Source organism: Bacillus sp. AP50 (genome assembly GCF_040492675.1).
In the GTDB taxonomy this organism is placed as follows: domain Bacteria; phylum Bacillota; class Bacilli; order Bacillales; family Bacillaceae_G; genus Bacillus_A; species Bacillus_A cereus.
The window spans coordinates 1-3,444 of record NZ_JBEUTW010000226.1 but is presented as its reverse complement, the minus strand read 5'-3'; the positions used below and the strand labels follow the sequence as shown (position 1 = coordinate 3,444).

The window sequence follows — 3,444 nt, the reverse complement described above, 5'->3', positions numbered from 1 at the left end:
TAAATATGAGATTGATAAATTCGGAGAAATCGATTTAGTTGCTACAATTAGTGTCACACATTTCCAAAAAGATTTAAAATGTACATTGAATATCAATCCTATCAGTTATATGCGTTCTGAATATAATATGGAGGGTTATGGATCTAGTGATTTTAAATCAGAAATTAGAGTATGTACACATAACAATCTATTTTCCAATATATCTATTAACCCTTATGCCAAATTAGTAGGTCATTATGGGATTGATGAGCAATATATTTCAAGTTTACTCTCTGAAGTAAATGTATTGACGTATCCTGCACATTTAAAATCAAACATTATAGTGAATATGAAAGAAATTCATTTGTCTGCTAAGTATGAAACGGACAAAGCTTCATATCATGATTTTAAAGGTGCCATTTCTGTAACATATTTTAAAGATTTACCTTCCAATATTGGAGTTAATATAAATGTAGATAGATTAGTAAGGGCTACATACTTTACTGAGCCTTCGTATTATAGTGATCTTTATTCCGAGATTTTTGTAATGGGTACGAATAACTTGGAATCAAGTTTACACATCTCTACTACTTCATATATAAGAGCAACCTATGGAATAGATGGTATTACCATTAGAGATTTCCCTGCAAATCTTACTGTAAGAGCTGTACAGGAGCTTCTCTCTACTATTAACGTAACGACCCGTTCATCCATGAGAGCACAGTATGGTATGTCGGGAATTATCATAGATGATTTGGCTTCAAAAATTACTATTACTAGTCTTTCAGAGCTCGATGGTACCCTAACGGTAGCTGTAAAGGGAATAATGTCTGCCAGCTATGAAATTTCTCCAATCTTTATAGCGGATTTACCTATGGATTTAGGGATTAAAGAGTGGAATGAATTATATGGAGACATGTTCATTAATTTGAAAAACAGTATGATGGCTACCTATGAAATAGCGCCTATTTATTTTGAATGGTTATCATCTGAGTTATCGATTAGAGTAACTGAAAATTTACAATGTAAATTGTTTGTCTCTAAGCCATTCGTATTAAGAGCTAGTTATGGCATGATGGAAAGGCCAAAGTTTAATATGAAATTGTATCCGAATAAGGATGCATTTGTTCGTGAATTTTTCCCGAAATTAAACTATGGTTCAGAAACACAGATGTATATAGGTAGGACTGGATCACCGTTTCCTGAGAAATATCGTTCCCTTGTTGGATTTGATATTTCAACAATACCTACAGCAAATACTGAAATAGGTAAAGCTATTTTACGACTGTATTATGATGGGAGAGGACAAGGTTCTCAGTCTGTCCAGGTCACTGAAAGTAATAGTCAATGGAATGAAACAGGTGTAACGTGGGCTAACCAACCTCAAGCTGCAATAGATGGATTTTCTGTAACTAGAGTAATAGGTGGAGCAGCTGGATACGTAGAGTTTGATGTAACGCAGTTAGTTAAGCAGTGGCATATATATGAAAAACCTAACCTTGGTTTCTTAGTGCGGGCAGTAGAAGAGTCGGAAAATTTATCTAGAGGATTTTATACAAAAGAAGCAATCGAGCGAAGACCAGAGTTAGAAGTTACATACTATGACATGCAGATATATTCTAATGATCATGCGTATGTTTCAGCAGAAATCACAATTATTCAGAATAAGGTAAAAGATTTAATTGGTAACATTCTTGTTAGAGATAATAAAGGATTTGGTAATCTAGCATCTAGTTTACATGTTCATCAACCTAGGGAATTAGAATCCCGAATTTGGATTAACCATCCACAAATTATAGGTAGTATTGTATCTAGACAAAAAGATTTTAGTGAAATTCCTGTAAAAATAGCTATTAAAACAATAGGTGCATCTGACCTTGATGGTTATATTCGTGCCAATGAAATAGAAAAACGTTCGAGTATTTATGTTCTTTATAGAAATGATTTGAGCACTAATATTACCGCTCGTGTATGGGGGAACCCTATAGTTAATGGTGGGCAAATAACCTCTACTATGAGTATTACTGAAAATAATAAAGTCTCTAGTGTTTATGTTCTTTATAGGGATGATCTCATTTCTAATTTTGATATAAGAGTATGGTCTAATGATACTGACTTGCAAAATAATCTACCCATGGAATTTGAAATCACACGTAGTTTTGAGTTGCCTGGTAGTTTAGATGTTAAAGAGCGAGTTGAATTAGATAGTACAATTGGAATTAGAGTTGAAGAATATACGGATCAACATTCTGAAATGTACGTTAAGTATAGGGTGGATTTAAAAGGTTATGGTAACATAGGAAATCCTAATTTAAAAACGTACATTAATGTTTGGGAGAAATCTTTATTAAATGGCCATGTAATTGCAAGACAAAATAATGAGAACAATCTTCCTGCGACTATTCATATTCCGCTAGGTGGGTGGGAGGAAATTCCTTCTTCGATTAATCTACGCATGATGTATGATGTTCCAGGTACTGTAACAGTAAACTCAGGTAATTTACAATCGTTTATTACGATTCCTATTAATGCGCAAAAAAATCTGGTTTCCATGTTAAATGCGCGAGTAAGAAGAAGCTCAGATTTAGACAGTATATTTGAAATAAATTCAGGTAACTTCTATTCAGAACTAACTGTAAGAGCTATAGGTCATATAGATTTTAGAGGTTATGTAAGAGTTAAACAAAATACTGAAGATAGGCTTCCGATTAAGGGGTATGTAAGGCCTTGGATTAACTTGTTCTCTAGCATTACTGCTAGTAAGCCACGGTATAGAGAATTAGCCTCTTCTATTAGAATAAGACAAACTGGTGCAGTGATACTAGAAAACTCTATTATAGTAAGGGTATGGGGTGACTCCTGGCTTGATGGCGGACAACTAGATGGAACAATAGCTATTCGAATATGGGATAACCAGAATCAAGAATCAAGTATTAGTATTAGACGAAGTGCTGAAATCGGATTAAATGGATTTATTCAAGCTAAACAAGTTAGTGATTTACCTTCCAAGATTGCTGCAAGACAAATTGCCTTTGCAGATTTAGCTTGTGAAATAGCTTGCTATGATCATTTTAATTTGTTCGGGAACGCAACCGTTAGAGTATGGGGGGATTCTCAAACAGATGGTGGTTTACTTAATGGTAAAATTACCGTAAGACAGTCTTCGAATAGTAATCTTGTTGGTTTAGTTAAAGCATTTGAACATTACAGTGTAAATTCCACGCTTATTGTAAGACAGAGTGATAAGGCAGATGTAAGCAGTACAATTGCAGTAAGACGATCAGCTTCATATGATAAACTTGGAACAGTAGCTGTAAGACAGTCTGATAAAAGTGAATTACAAGCTTACAATTTCTTTGTAAGACAAAGTGATGAATCACAAATATCGGTAACAGCTTTAATTAAACGTGTTAGCAATTTAGAGAGTAGTATTGAGGTCGTAACAGCATATCCTTATGCTTATAT

At 34.1% G+C, this 3,444-nt stretch carries 1 protein-coding gene; it reads left to right on the top strand.

The features are described from left to right. Window positions 1–286: 286 nt before the first annotated feature. Window positions 287–3,444, top strand: a 3,158-nt coding sequence (locus ABWK52_RS17615) for a DNRLRE domain-containing protein (protein WP_353772040.1), incomplete at its 3' end; no start/stop codon positions are given.